The 14,153-nt window shown below is 72.5% G+C and carries 12 protein-coding genes; all 12 read right to left on the reverse strand.

What is annotated here, in order from left to right:
- A partial coding sequence (locus Q7W29_01990) for a DUF4126 family protein (protein ID MDO9170582.1) occupies nt 1–167 on the reverse strand: 167 nt, incomplete at its 3' end.
- 19 nt (nt 168–186) lie between these two features.
- The gene (gene hemA / locus Q7W29_01995) at nt 187–1,524 is read right to left on the reverse strand and encodes a glutamyl-tRNA reductase (GenBank protein MDO9170583.1); all 1,338 of its coding nucleotides are present in this window, start codon (nt 1,522–1,524) and stop codon (nt 187–189) included.
- Complete coding sequence (ccsA, locus tag Q7W29_02000) at nt 1,524–2,387, reverse strand: cytochrome c biogenesis protein CcsA (protein ID MDO9170584.1); 864 nt, start codon at nt 2,385–2,387, stop codon at nt 1,524–1,526. The genes hemA and ccsA overlap by 1 nt, the downstream gene beginning before the upstream one ends.
- Nucleotides 2,384–3,865, reverse strand: coding sequence for a protoporphyrinogen oxidase (hemG, locus tag Q7W29_02005; protein ID MDO9170585.1), 1,482 nt, complete (start codon nt 3,863–3,865; stop codon nt 2,384–2,386). The genes ccsA and hemG overlap by 4 nt, the downstream gene beginning before the upstream one ends.
- The gene (hemH, locus tag Q7W29_02010) at nt 3,858–4,946 is read right to left on the reverse strand and encodes a ferrochelatase (GenBank protein ID MDO9170586.1); all 1,089 of its coding nucleotides are present in this window, start codon (nt 4,944–4,946) and stop codon (nt 3,858–3,860) included. The genes hemG and hemH overlap by 8 nt, the downstream gene beginning before the upstream one ends.
- A gap of 7 nt (nt 4,947–4,953) precedes the next feature.
- Entirely contained in the window at nt 4,954–6,330 is a 1,377-nt protein-coding gene (gene hemN / locus Q7W29_02015; protein ID MDO9170587.1) for an oxygen-independent coproporphyrinogen III oxidase, read from the reverse strand.
- A 1-nt stretch (nt 6,331) separates the two neighbouring features.
- A complete protein-coding gene (gene hemE, locus Q7W29_02020) occupies nt 6,332–7,369 on the reverse strand; it encodes a uroporphyrinogen decarboxylase (GenBank protein MDO9170588.1) in 1,038 nt (345 codons plus the stop codon).
- A gap of 146 nt (nt 7,370–7,515) precedes the next feature.
- Entirely contained in the window at nt 7,516–7,866 is a 351-nt protein-coding gene (locus Q7W29_02025) for a PilZ domain-containing protein (protein MDO9170589.1), read from the reverse strand.
- Between the two features lie 164 nt (nt 7,867–8,030).
- The gene (locus Q7W29_02030) at nt 8,031–9,158 is read right to left on the reverse strand and encodes a cytochrome c3 family protein (protein MDO9170590.1); all 1,128 of its coding nucleotides are present in this window, start codon (nt 9,156–9,158) and stop codon (nt 8,031–8,033) included.
- A gap of 177 nt (nt 9,159–9,335) precedes the next feature.
- A complete protein-coding gene (locus Q7W29_02035) occupies nt 9,336–10,259 on the reverse strand; it encodes a hypothetical protein (protein ID MDO9170591.1) in 924 nt (307 codons plus the stop codon).
- Nucleotides 10,260–10,549: 290 nt separating this feature from the next.
- Nucleotides 10,550–13,633: a cytochrome c3 family protein gene (locus Q7W29_02040; GenBank protein ID MDO9170592.1), complete on the reverse strand. Its 3,084-nt coding sequence runs from the start codon at nt 13,631–13,633 to the stop codon at nt 10,550–10,552.
- Nucleotides 13,626–14,153, reverse strand: a 528-nt coding sequence (locus tag Q7W29_02045; GenBank protein MDO9170593.1) for a peptidylprolyl isomerase, incomplete at its 5' end; no start/stop codon positions are given. The genes Q7W29_02045 and Q7W29_02040, both read right to left, overlap by 8 nt.

Consider the following 14,153-nt stretch of genomic DNA (forward strand, 5'->3'; position numbering starts at 1 on the left):
CCGAAGATCACCAGCGCCGTGGTCGAGCCGAGCCAGCCGAACCCGGAGGCCGGCTCCAGGTGGCCGGTGTGCACGGCGATCGCCGCCAGCAGCAGCGGCACGAAGACGCGCAGGCCGGCCGCGGCGGCGAGGCCCAGGCCCAGCGTGATGCCGATCGCCGTGTCCATGGTGTGCTCCTCGCCGGGATCAGGGACGGTCGCTCGGCTCCTGCGGCTCGCGGGACTTCTGAGACTCATGGGGCTCCTGGGGCGCGAACAGCCGGTGCAGCGTCGCCAGGTGCTGCAGGCGCTCCTGCTCGCTCTCGGCGCTCTTGAGCGACTCCATCGAGCGGCCCAGGACCTTCTTGATGAACTGCTGCAGGCTGGCGTCGACGGCCGCGGCCACCTCGTCGGACTGCTTGCGGCGCACGTAGCCGACCTGCTTCTCCTTGAGGTCCTCGAGGTAGGCGCGGAACTCGGCCACGCTGGGGCGCAGGTCCATCTCGCCAACCCAGGCGCGGAACTCCGCCAGCTCCTCCTCGATGATGCGCTCGGCCGCGGGCAGCTGCTTGCGGCGCGCGGCGAGGTTGGCCTGGACGATCTCGTCGAGGTCGTCCAGACCGAAGACGTAGGTCTCTTCCACCCGCGCGACGTCGGGATGGACGTCGCGCGGGACGGCGATGTCCAGGACGTAGAGCGGCCGCCCGCGGCGGCGGCGCATGGCGGTGCGCACCATCTCCGGCAGGATCACGGGCTCCAGGCTGCCGGTGGTTGAGAGCACGACGTCCACGTCGGCCAGTGCGGTGGGCAGGTCCTCCCAGGGACGCGCGCGCACGAGTTCGCCCTTGCCGCCGTTGAGGTCGTCCGCGAGGGATCGCGCGCGCTCGGGGCTGCGGTTCACCACGATCAGGCCGCCGATGCCCTGCTGCAGGAAGTGGCGGGCCGCCAGGGCGCCGGTCTCGCCGGCGCCGACCAGCAGGGCGCGGTGCCGCGGCAGGTCGGCGAAGAACTTGCGGGCCAGCTCGACGGCGGCGAAGGCGACGCTGACCGCCCCCTCGCCGATCTTCGTCTCGGTGCGGACGCGCTTGCCGGCGCGGAACGCGCCCTGGAAGGCGCGCATGAGCACCGGGCCGAGCTCGTGGTGCTCCTTGGCCAGCCGGTAGGCGTCCTTGAGCTGGCCGGAGATCTGGGGCTCGCCCAGCATCATGCTCTCCAGGCCGGCCGACACCCGGTAGAGACGGCGCACGGCCTCCCCGTCGGTCAGGCGCACGGCGTGCTCGCCGGTGAACAGCGAGGGGTCGAGCCCGGCGCCGGCCAGGCTGCGGGTCATGCACTCGAAGGGGGCGAATCCGGGCAGGGCCTCGACGTAGATCTCGGTGCGGTTGCAGGTGCTGACCGGCACGGCCGAGACGAACCCCGGCTCCAACGATAGGGCCGCCAGCAGCCCGCCCACGCGCTCGGGGTCGATGTGCGCGCGCTCGCGCACCTCGGTCGGCGCGAGCCGGTGGTCGATCCCCCACAGGTGCAGGCCGGCGTGCCCCGCCATCACACGCCCCCGCGCAGGCTGAAGTTGTGGAAGCTGGGGATGAAGTGGTGGATGGCGCCCATCGCCAGGACCACCGCGAGGTAGGTCAGGATCGCCAGCGTGTTCATGCGGCGGCCGCGCCAACCCCACCAGCGGTGGCCGGCCAGGCCCACCAGGTAGACCAGGAAGATCAGCCAGGAGGTCAGGATCTTCGGGTCGAAGGGGGTCAGGCTGCGCGCCGTCTCGGGGTCGAGCTTGTCGGCCAGGTCGTAGAGCCACAGGTGCCCCAGCGCGAGGGCCCCGAACAGCAGGGGCACGCCCAGCTTGGCCGCGCCCACGCTCATGCGCTCCAGGACCTCCAGCGGCGGCAGCCGGCGGAAGAGCAGCCCGAACGTCTTGCGGGCTAGCTGGCGCGCCAGCACCAGGTAGAGGACCGCGTAGAGGAAGCTGAGGCTCAGCGCGGTGTACGCCAGCAGCACCAGCACGGCGTGGCCGGCGTAGCCGGGGTCCTCCAGCAGCGGGTTGGCCGCCGGTTCGGCGACGGAGAACGCGCTGGCGATGAACTGCAGCAGGAAGGCCACGCCCGTGACCAGGAACCCCGTCTCGCGCACGCGCAGCCGGCGTTCGACCACGGCGTAGATCAGCAGCAGGGACAGCGCCAGCAGCGACAGGAACTCCAGGGGCGAGGCCATCGGCAGGTGGTGGTGCACCCGCGCGTGGATGACGGACGCCGCGAGGTGGGCCACCACGGTCGTCGCGAGCAGCCGTCGCGCCCAGAGGTGGGCGAACCTGCGGTTCTCGTAGAAGACCCACAGGTAGGCCACGAAGAGCAGCAGGTACAGCAGCGGGAGCAGGACCTCGCCCACCGTCAGCGCGAGCCTCATGCCGGCCCTCCTTCGACGCGGGGACCGGCCGCGGCCAGCCGGTCGAGCACGGCGGCGGCCATGGTTTCGGATTCCTTGATGCAGGCGTTGACCGACACGCCGCGGTACGAGCTGCCGGACAGGTGCAGGCCCGGCAGGCCGGCGAGCCGCGCGTCCATCCGGCGCAGGCGGTCGAGGTGGCCGGGTTCGTACTGGGCGATGGCCCGCGGGTGGCGGAACACCCGGGTCATCTCCGGGTCGCCGCGCAGGCCCATGAGTCCGCGCAGCTCGGCGACGGCGCGGTCCCGCAGGGCGTCGTCGTCGTCGTCCAGGACGTGCGGATCGAGCGGGCCGCCGGCCATGCAGTGCAGCAGGACCCGGCCGTCCGGCGCGCGGCCGGGGAAGATGCTGCTGGTCCACAGGGCGCCCAGCAGGCGGCTGTGCTCGCAGGTGGGGATCAGGGCGCCGAAGCCGTCGAGGTCGTGCGCCACGTCGCCGCGCGCGTAGCCCAGGGCGATCACGGCCATCGGCACGTAGGGGATGCCGTCCAGCAGGCCGGACAGCGCGGGGTCGAGCCCGCGCAGGTGGGCGGCGGCCGCGTGGGCGGGCGCGGCGTGGACGACGGCGTCGGCCTCGAAGGATGCGCCCTCGTCGACCCGCACGCGCCAGACTGCACCGTCGCGGCCGATCGACGCGACCGCGCGGCCCGTGACGAGGGAGGCGCGGGGGTCGTCGCTCAGGGTCCGCGCCAGGGCGGCGGGCAGCGTCGCCATGCCGTCCCGGAAGGAGTGCAGGGTGCCGGACGGGCCGGCGTCGGCGGCCCGCTTGCGCTGCTTCGAGATCGCCGCGAGCGCGCGGAACAGGCTGCCGTGGTCGCGCTCCAGCTCGACCATCCGCGGGAACGCGGCCGCGAGGCTGAGCCGGCGGGCGTCGCCGCCGAAGATGCCCTTGACCATCGGGTCGAGCATCAGCTCCGCGAAGTCGCGCCCCAGGCGTCGGCGCCCGAACTCCCAGACCGATTCGTCGGTCGCGGGGTCTTCGGCGGCGCGGCCCAGGTCCCGCCGGCGCGGCACCAGGAGTTCGCCCAGCACGCGCAGCTTGGCGCGGGGGGTGAACAGGTCGGTCTTGAGGAAGGCGGGCGGCGAGGCGGGGATCTCGCGCAGGCGGCCGCCGACCACCAGGAAACGGCGCCGGGCCGCGTCGCTGCTGCGCACCAGCTCGTCGCGCAGGCCCAGGCGGTCGACCAGGCGCAGCGTCGCCGGCTCGTTGTCCAGGAAACCGTTGGGGCCCCACTCCAGGCGCCAGCCGTCGTGCGCGAGGGTGCGCAGGTTGCCGCCGGCCTGCGGCGCGGCTTCCAGGACGTCGACCCGCAGGTCGAGCCCGCGCGCCGTCGCCCCATCCAGCAGCCGCAGGGCCGTGGCCAGGCCCGACACCCCGCCGCCGACCACGACCGCGCGCCGCGCGTTCCCTTGCAGCTTGGTCGTGTCCCGCTCAGTCAAGGGTCGCCTCCGCGCGGAAGGGATCGCCGGCCAGGCGCGCCGCCAGCGAGGCGAGCCAGGTCTCGTCGAGGTTGAGCGCGGCGCCGCGGTCGAACTCGTGCACGCCCAGCCCCTGGGCTTCGTGGCGCAGTTCGAGGTCGAGCTCGTGCAGCGTTTCGATGTGCTCGCAGGTGAAGCTGACCGGCTGCACCAGCAGCCGGCGGCAGCCGGCCCCGGCCAGGCGCCGCGTCTCGGCCGTGATCTCGGGGCCCAGCCACTTGATGGGGCCGACCTTGCTCTGGAAGGCCAGCAGGGGCGCGGCTCCGCCCGGCAGCCGGGCCAGCCAGGCGGCATGGCCGGCCGCGGCGAGGGTGGCCCGCACGCGCTCGTGGACGGCGCTGACCGTGGCGCGGGTCTGGCTGAGGTAGGGGTCGCCGCGCTTGATGAAGCTCTCGGGCAGGGAGTGCGCCACGTAGATCAGGGCGCACTCCTGCGGGTCGGCGCCCTCGTCGGCCCAGCGCCGCAGGCCGCGGCCCGCGTTGGCGGCCAGCGTCGCGACGAAGCCGTCCAGCAGGTGCCAGGCCTCGACCACGTGGACCGCGGCGCCGGGAGCGAGGCGGTCCAGCGACCGCTGCACGAAGGACAGCGTGCTGCCGTTGGTGGCGTCGGAGTACTGGGGGTACATCGGCAGGACCAGGAACTGTTCGGCGCCGCGCTCGCGCAGCCCGCGCACGGCCTCGTCGGGGAAGGGCCGCCAGTAGCGCATGGCCGGCAGCGCGACCGTCGGCCTGCCGGCTTCGCCCAGCAGCTCGGCCAGCCGGTCCCCTTGGGCGCGGGTGGTCGGGACCTGCGGCGAGCCGCCGCCGAGCCCCATCTCGAGGTACCGCCGGCGCACGGCCGGTGCGCGCCGCCACGCGATGAGGCTTCCCAGGAGCGGGGAGAGCAGGCGCGGGATGGGGATGATCTGCGGGTCCTGGAACAGGTTGCGCAGGAAGGGCTGCACCGCGTCGGGCCCGTCGGGCCCGCCCATGCCGCACAGGATCAGGCCCGTGGTCCGGGCCGGGTCGAGGTGGTCCTGCCGGAAGCGACGCGGTGCGGTCATCCTCGCCTCAGATGGTCTTGGAGAACAGGGGTTTCCCGCTCGTGCGGTCCAGGTAGGCGTCGAACTCCATGCACAGGTTGCGCACGAAGAAGCGCCCCAGGTCGGTCACGCGCACGCGGTCGGGCAGGAACTCCACGAAGCCCTCGTCCTGGTAGGGGAGCAGGCGGGCCAGCCCGTCGGCCAGCAGCTCGTCCGCCGGCGCGCCGAAACCGGGCACGGTCAGCGCGTAGGGCAGCTCCAGGTTGCACATCAGGTTCAAGATCGCCAAGCGCCGCAGGCGGTCGTCGTCGCTGAGGCGGTGCCCTTTGACGACCGGCAGGCGCCCGGCGTCGACCGCGGCCTGGTAGCCGTCGAGCTCGGCGTCGTTCTGGACGAAGCGGTCGCACACGTCGCCGATGCCGCTCATGCCGAAGGCCAGCATGTGGGGCGCCGGGCGCGTCGTGTAGCCCATGAAGTTGCGGTGCAGGCGCCGCTCCCGCAGCGCGACCGCGAGCTCGTCGTCGCGCCGGGCGAAGTGGTCGATGCCGATCCAGTCATAGCCGGCCTCGGCGAACAGATCGATCGCCAGGCGGAACAGCTCGAACTTCTCGAAGCCGGACGGCATGTTGTCGGTGTTGATGAGCTTCTGCTGCGGGCGCACCCAGGGCACGTGGGCGTAGCTGAAGCAGGCCACGCGGTCGGGCCCCTGCTCGATGATGTCGCGCAGGGTGCGCTCGAAGGAGTCGCGCGTCTGCTCCGGCAGGCCGTAGACGAGGTCGAGGTTGACGCCCTCGTAGCCGGCCTCGCGGCAGGCCTGGTACAGCTCCAGCGTGCGGTCGCGCTTCTGTAGGCGGCCGATGGCCTTCTGCACCGCGGGCTCGAAGTCCTGCACGCCCAGGCTGATGCGGTTGAAGCCCTGCGCGCGCAGGAAGCGCGCCTGCTCCGGCGTGCCGATGCGCGGGTCGACTTCGATCGAGACCTCGCCCCGCGGGTCGACGGCGAAGGCGGCGCGCAGCAGCCCCAGCGCGCGCTCCACCTGCGGGTCCTTGAGGAAGTTGGGCGTGCCGCCGCCCCAGTGCAGCTGCACGACGCGCCGGCCCGGGCCCAGCACGTCCACCACCGCGGCCAGCTCGCGCTCGACGCGGTCGAGGTAGGCGTCGACGGCGCCCTTCTCGGTGGAGACGACGGCGTTGCAGCCGCAGTAGTGGCAGTGCTTGGCGCAGAAGGGCAGGTGCAGGTAGACCGACAGCTCGTCGTCGGGCCGCGCCGCCAGCTCGCGCAGCGCCGCGCGGTAGTCGTCTTCGCCGAAGCCGCTCGTCCAGGCCGGCACCGTCGGGTAGCTCGTGTACCGGGGCCCCGGCTTGTCGTGCTTCTCGAGAAGGTCGCGCGGAACGTCCAGGGCCATCTCAGTCCCCCTCGCGGTACGCCTGCACGGTCGCGACCAGGGTCTCGACCGCGTCCAGGGGCGCCTCCGGCAGGATGCCGTGCCCGAGGTTGAAGACGTGGCCGGCGGCGTCGCGGCCGGCGCGGCAGATCTCCAGCGCGCGGCGGCGGATCTCCTCGTGGCTGCCGAACAGGCACAGCGGGTCCAGGTTGCCCTGCACGGCCCGGCCGGGATAGGCGCGCGCGGCGACCGCGAGGTCGAGCGTCCAGTCCACGCCGAACGCCTCGGCGTCGAGCGTGCGCACGTGGTCGAGGTAGGGGGCGCTGCCCTTCAGGAAGTAGACGCGGGGCACGCCCGCGCCCTTCAGGCCGGCCAGGATCCGCCGCAGCCCGGGCATGATGATGCGCTCGTAGTCCTGCGGGTGCAGGATGCCGCCCCAGGTGTCGAAGATCTGAACCGCATCGACGCCCGCCTCGACCTGCATCAGCAGGTAGTCGGTGATCTGGTCGGCCAGCTTGTCCAGCAGGCGCGACAGCAGCGCCGGGTCGGAATAGAGCATCGCCTTGAGGTGCCGGTAGTCCTTGGAACCGCCGCCCTCGATCATGTAGGCCGCCAGCGTGAACGGCGCGCCGGCGAAGCCGATCAGGGGCGTGCGGTCCCCGAGCTCGCGTTTGATCATCCGCACGGCGTCGGCCACGTAGCCGGTGTGCTCGCGCGAGTCGACGACGCGCAGGGCGTCCACGTCGGCCGCCGCGCGCACGGTGTGGTGCATCCGCGGGCCGTGGTCGTCGAAGGAGAAGGGGGCGCCCATGGGCTCCAGCGGCACCAGGATGTCGCTGAACAGGATGGCCGCGTCGAAGCCGAAGCGGCGGATCGGCTGCAGGGTGACCTCGCAGGCCAGTTCCGGCGTCTTGCAGAGGCTGATGAACGAGGTCTTCTCGCGCACGGCGCGGTACTCGGGCAGGTAGCGGCCCGCCTGGCGCATGATCCAGATCGGCGTGCGCTCGTGCGGCTCGCAACGCAGGGCGGACAGGTAGGGAAGATTCTGCAGCGTGTCCATCGTGTCTCCGGGATGGGGCCGCCGCTGCGGTGCGGCGCCGGGGCGCGGTCGACCGCCGCGCGCCGGGAGGAAATCTAGTCGCGAAACCGGCGAATTGTGTCACAAAGACGTCATGTCGGCGGATTTTCGGGGCCGGTGGCGCCGGATCAGCGGCCGCGGAACCCCAGGTTGCGCAGCAGCGCTTCCACGATCCCCGCGGCGGCCGGGTCGAGGCCCTCGAAGAGGAAGCCGGTGGCGGCGAGGTCGGGGTTCACGTCGCGGCCGGCCCACCGGCAGACGGCGGAGACCGCCAGTTCGTCGCTGGCGGCGGCTCCGGCGGGCAGCACGATCCTCAGGTCGTGCCGCGCGCCGACGGGGATCTCCCGCCGGCCGACCAGGCGCATGCCCTCGCCCGTCAGGTCCACGAGCCGACCCAGCTCCTCGCCGGTCGCGTCGTCGAGGACCTGCAGGTACAGGATCAGGGGGCGGCGTGCCTGTCGGCGCTGGCTCGTGGTCATGGCTCGTGCTCCGCAGCGGGTGACCTGCCCGGGCGCGGGGGTCTCCGGCTGTCGTGGTCTTCGGCCGCGGGGGCCCCGGCTTGAGAAACGGGCCCCGCACCGTCCTGGTGCGGGGCCCGCCGGATTGTCGCGTCACCCGGTCGTTACCGGGCGTGGAACGGGGATCAGTGCCCGCCGGCCTCGTAGTGCGCGTCGCCGAAGTCCTTGACGTGGCACTTGTTGCACAGCGACCGCTGGTTGGTCACCAGGGTGTAGCCGTAGTCCTTGTTCGCCACATCGTCGGCTGAGGCGCCGATGTCGGTCGCCTGCGGGTGCGAGCTGATCAGGTGCGTGGACGTGAAGTCCCAGCGGCCCGCGTCGGCGAACGGCGAGGCGTGCGAACGGTGGCAGGTCAGGCACATGACCTGGTCCTGCGGGGTGGGGCCCTGGGTGTAGTTCAGGGGATCCACGGTCTCGAGGTCGGCGTTGACGGCCTCGAAGGGAACCAGGCCGCGGTACGACGTGGTGGGGTCGCCGCCGGTGGTCTGGTCGGTGCTGACGTAGGCGTTGTAGGTCGCCGCGATCAGGCTGCCCATGTCCTCGCCGGTCGGGTGCACGAAGTCCGTGGTGTTGCCCGCGTGGAGGTCGGTGTGGCAGTTGGCGCACCACTCGCTCATGCCCGACTTGTAGACGGTGTGCGAGATGTCGGTCTCGGGAACGCCCGTGGGGCTGTTGCCCAGGGTGCGGCGGCTGTTGCCCAGAGCGATCGGGGCGGGGCTGTCGAAGCCGTAGCGCGCGCCGCCGTAGATGGGGCCGTTGCCCTCATCGCCGTACAGCAGGCGGTAGTTCTCGTTGCCGTGGGGATCGTGACAGCTGGTGCAGGTCAGGTACTGGCTGTCGAAGTCGCCGCCGGGGGCCGCGGCCAGGACGGGGTCCCGGACGATGCCGTAGGCCGGCGAGACGACGTTGTGGCCGTGGGTGTAGCCCTGGGTGGAGCCGGCGCGGGGGCTGGTCCACGAGAAGGTCTTGGTGACCCAGTAGAAGTCGCCGCCGGCGCCCCAGCCGAAGCCGCCCGCGAACTGGCCGTAGGCCGCGTGGCACTTCAGGCAGGTGTCGCTGGCGTTGCCGTTGTTCAGCAGGTAGGCGTTGCCCGCGGGATGATTGACATCCACGAGGTTGCCGTTCTGGCTGTTGTGCATCGTGTGGCAGCCGGCGCAGTAGGCCACGCCGCCGTCATGGAACGCCAGGGCAGCACCGCTGCTCAGGGCGAGAGCCAGGACGATGGTTGCGGAGATCAACAGTTTGTGCTTCACAGAATCGCCTCCGAGGTGTGCCGACGGGCGAGGCCCGGCGACTGGGGTTGTGTGGGCGACCGGGTCGCCGCGGCCGGTGTTGCTTCCGGCCTCTGAACCTACCGACGAGAACACGAACCGATGCCGGACCCTAGACATGCGAACAATCCTCTCGGCCCCGCGCGGGCGGGGCTCCTGCTACTCTCCTGCTTCCGTGCCGAAGATCCCGAAGGCCTGGACGCGGCCCTCGTAGCCCTGGGCCACGAGGATCCGTCCGGGCGCCGCGGCGATGGCGAGGGGGTGGTAGAGCTGCCCCGGCGCGCCGCCGAACGAACCGAACTCGGACGTGAAACCGTGGTCGCGGTCGTAGACCAGGACCGTGTGCCGCATGCGGTCGAGGACCAGGACCTCGCCCCCGGGACCGAACGCGACGCCGACCGGGAAGGCGAGGCGGCCCGGGCTGGTGCCGGGCCGGCCGAAGGAGCCGGCATCCGCGCCGTCCGCCGTGCGGACCAGCACGAGGTGCAGCTCGCCGCCGGGGACGTAGAGGCGGCCGTCGGGCGCCTCGGCGGGACGGCCGAGTTCCGACTGCTCGCTGACGCCCTCGAGCGCGCGGTGCCAGAGCACGCGCCCCGTCGCGGCGTCGTGCTTGGTCAGCGTGCCGGCGAACTTGTCGAGGGACACGTAGTCGCCGTCGGCGGTGACGATCAGGTGGTCGGGCTGCCACTGCGGGGCGGGCTTCTCGGCGTCGAAGCGCCGCGGCTCGCCGCGCAGGTCGAGCTTGCGCAGGGTGCGCTCGCCGCCGGCGCTGCGATCGATGAAGACGAAGCCGCCGTCGCGCTCGATGCAGCCGTCGACGGGGGTGGAGAGGGCGGCGGTGATGCTGCTGGTGAACAGGGTGATGCCGTGGCCGTCCACCACGTGGAGGCTCACGCCCCGCTCGTCGGTGACGCAGACGTCGCCGGTCTCGGGATCGACGCTCAGGGCGACGGGGCGGACCTGCCCGGCCGCGCCCACATCCAGCTGCAGGGCGCCCTCGAAATGAAAAGCGATCGTTCCGTTTGCCGCGAGCGGGCAAAGGAAGAGCGTCAGGGCGATGCAGGATGCACGGCGGTTTGTCACGGGGGTGTCACCAGAGTCGGATGTGTGCCGTCGGCACGGGTGTTCTCGAATTCACAGTCAAGTCGCCGCATCGGTGCTTTGCGCGGTCGCTTGTCACGGAAATATCATAGCCTTTCTGTTACCAATTCGTCAAAGGCATTTTGAAGTGAACGATCTCATAATGCGAAAAATCTTCATTTTTGACAACAGATGCCAAAATCGATGATTCCCGGTGACACGACGAGGCCGGCCCCTTGCGGGGGCCGGCCTGTTAAAAAACATACCAGATATCGACGGTCACTTCACAGCGGTCAGCGCTTCTGGCGGATCTTTTCAGTATGACAACCGATGCACAGCTTACCGCCCGCGTCTTCCCGGAGCATCTTCTCGAACTCCGAGCCGTGGGGGTCGTGGCAGCTGGCGCAGACGATCTCGCCGCCGCGGACCGGATCGGTCGTCCCGGCTCCCAACGGGTGGTCGGTGTGCTCCAGCCAGGTATGGCAGCGCAGGCAGGGGTCGGGCCCGGCGGGCGCGCCCGCGGCGGGGGCGGCGAGGTGGGGGTTGTGGCACATCGTGCACTGCCGGCCCTCGGGATCGGGATGGCGCTGGCTGGACGACTTCATCCGGTCGGCCTGCTCGGCGTGGCACCGACCGCAGACGGTGGCCTGGCTGCGCGGCAGCAGACCCGGCACCGGCGAGGCGTGGGGCGTGTGGCACTCCAGGCAGGCCCGTTCGCCCGAGAGCGGGGCGTGGAGGGTCGCGTTCTTGACTTCCTCGGCCAGGCCGGGGTGGCAGCCGAGGCAGAGGCGCTGCTCCGCGCCCGCCTGCACCTTGCCGCCCGCGTCGTGGCACGCCTTGCAGTCCCGCTTGGCGTAGGGCGGGTGGACGTGGCCGTGCGTCAGCCCCGCCTGCGTGGTGGCGTGCGGGTCGTGACAGGCCATGCAATCGGCCGGTTCCAGGTCGAAGCCCAGGTGGGTCCGGGCCAGGGCGGCGCTCTTCAGGTCGTGGCACTTCGCGCAGAGGGCGGGCACCGCCGCGGTCAGCAGGTCCGCCTGCGCCGTGCCGTGGGCGTCGTGGCAGGTGGCGCAGTTCCCGTCGGCGAACGGCTTGTGCTGCCGCGGGAGCGACCGCGCGGCCTGCAGGTCCTGGTGGCAGCTCCAGCACAGGTCCGCCCGCGCCGCGCGCAGCAGCGCCGGCTGGTCCGAGCCGTGGGGGTCGTGGCAGGCGGAGCAGGCGCCGTCGCGGGCCGGCCGGTGGGCCAGATCCGCCCGCGGGAACAGGGAGCCGCTCTCGTGGCACGCGGCGCAGGCCTCGCCGACGCCGCCGGCCTTCAGCAGATGCTCGCCGCGGGCCGCGTGGGCATCGTGGCAGGAGCTGCACTCGCCGGCGTCGAAGGGGGCGTGGGGGTGCCGGCGCGCCTCCGTCAGCCCGTCGTGGCAGCCGGCGCACAGCGCCGTCTGGTCGGTGATCGGAGCTGCGTCCGCGTGGCAGGCGGTGCAGTCGCGGTCGTCGAAGGGCGGGTGCGAGTTCGGCCGGATCAGCGCCGCCTGCGCGGAGTGGTGCGGCGCGTGGCAGCCCGTGCAGTCCAGCCCGGCCAGGTCGCGTCCGAGGTGGGCGCTCTTCAGGGCGGCGTCGCTCTCGTCGTGGCAGCGGAAGCAGAGTTCGGCGGCCGGTGCCGTCAGCATCGCGGGCTGCGCGCCGCCGTGGGGCTGATGGCAGGTCGTGCAGTCGTCCATGATCGGAGGATGGACCGACTTCGCCGCCGCGACGTCGACCACGTCCTCGTGGCAGACCGTGCAGAGCAGGGGCTCGGGCGCGGCCAGCAGGTCGGCGCGGTCGGCGCGGTGGGCGTCGTGGCAGGCCGTGCAGTTGCCGGCGGCGACCGGCGCGTGGGCGTGTCCGCCGGCGCCGGGACCGGTGTCGTGGCACTCGAGGCAGATCGCCGTGGCCGGGCGGCGCAGCATGGCGACCTCGTCCCCGCCGTGGGGCAGGTGGCAGTCGCTGCAGAGCCCGTCCGCGACGGGCGGGTGCAGGCTGCCGCCGGCAGGTCGGGTCGCTTGGTCGGCGTGGCAGGCCAGGCATGTCGCCGCCGGCGCGACCTTCAGCAGGGACGGCTGGTCGGCGCGGTGCGGCGCGTGGCAGGCGAGGCAATCGCCACGCGCGGCCACGTCGTGCGGGTGGGCGGTGACGAGCTCGATCTTGACCTTGAGGTGGCAGCCCAGGCACAGGGTGCCCGCCTTGGCCGTCAGCAGGCCGGCCTCGGTCGAACTGTGGGGGTCGTGGCAGGCGGCGCAGTCCTGCTTGACGAAGGGCGCGTGGTTCGAGACGGCGGCGGCCGCGTCGCCGCCCGTGCCCTCGTGGCAGCCCAGGCACAGTTCGCCCGGGGGCGCCGTCAGCAGCGCGGCGCGCGCGCCGCCGTGGACGTCGTGGCAGGCCGTGCACTCGCCGCCGGCGACGGGCGCGTGGACCAGGTTCTTGCGGAACGACGCGTCGTCGTGGCACTCGAAGCAGAGCCGTCGCAGCTCGGTCTTGATCATGCCGGCGTGCGCGCTGCCGTGGGCGGCGTGGCAGTCCAGGCAGGAGCCGTCGGCGACGGGAGCGTGGGGCGTCGCGGCGTCGGCCCCGGGCCGGTCGTGGCAGGTCAGGCACAGATCGTTGCCCTGGGCGACCAGCGCGGTGCCGCCCCCGGCGTCCTGCACGTGGCAGGCGGCGCAATCGCGGTCCTGGACCGGCGCGTGCTGCACGGCCAGCAGGAGCTTCGGCGCGTCGGAGCTGTGGGGGTCGTGGCAGGACGCGCAGCCTTCGACGCCGAACGTCTCGCCGTGGGCCTGCGCGAGCTTGCGGGCGTCCTTGTGGCAGGACAGGCAGAGCGCGTCGACGGTCGTGTCCAGCAGGTGCGGCTCGGCGCTGCCGTGGGGGCGGTGGCAGGCGGCGCATCCGTCCTTCTTCAAGGGGGCGTGGACGAACGCGCGCGTGAACGCGGCGCCGTCGTGGCAGGTCAGGCAGGCGGCGTTGCCCTTGGCGGGCAGCAGGCCGGGCTGGCCGCTGCCGTGGGGGTCGTGGCAGGCGACGCAGCCGCCGTCGCGCACCGGCGCGTGGACGTGCGGCAGCTCGGATTCGGCCACCTGGGGCGCGTGGCAGCCGGCGCACAGGGCGTTGCCGGACTCCTTCAGGGCCAGGCGTCCCACGACGCCGTGGACCTCGTGGCAGGCTTCGCACTCGGCCTTGGCGAAGGGGGCGTGGGCGTGGGGAGCGCCGGCGGCCTTCTTCTGGTCGGCGTGGCAATCCAGGCAGGTCTTCGAGCGGAACGGTCCCGCCGCCAGGGTGGCCGGGGGAGACTGGACCGCCAGCAGCAGGACCAGGGCCAGGAGGGCGGACGTGCGTCGCTTATTCATGGCTCTCCTTCGTGGATTCCTGAGCGAGCCGGCCGCGGACGACGGCCTCGGCGCCGGGAACGATCCTGACGGTCGTGGCGGCCTCGAGGCGCGCGACCGCGTCGGCGATGTTCTCGCGCGTGCGCTGGGCTTTCATGCGCAGCAGCAGGTCTTCCCGGCAGTCCGCGAGGGTCCGCGGCGTCGGCTGTTCGATCTCGGTCACGACGGCCACCACCCAGCCTCCGGGCACCTCGTAGGGATCCAGGACCTGGCCGGGGCGGGCCTCGCCCGGCTTCAGGCCGATCATCGACGGCTGGAGCCAGGTCGTGGGCAGGGCGGCGGCGTCCTTGCGGACCTCGGACGTGCGCTTGGCCAGCCAGGTCATCTCGGCGCCCTGGTCCAGGCGCTGCTTGAAGGTCACCGCGGCGCTCTGCTTCTCGAGCAGCACGCTCTGCACCTTCAGCCGGGCCGGCGGCGTCAGGTGCGCGAGGTTCTCGCGGTAGAACGCCGAGATCTCGGCTTCGGTCGGCGCGTAGCGGAA

The sequence above is a fragment of the bacterium genome (genome assembly GCA_030654305.1).
Taxonomy (GTDB): Bacteria; Krumholzibacteriota; Krumholzibacteriia; order LZORAL124-64-63; family LZORAL124-64-63; genus PNOJ01.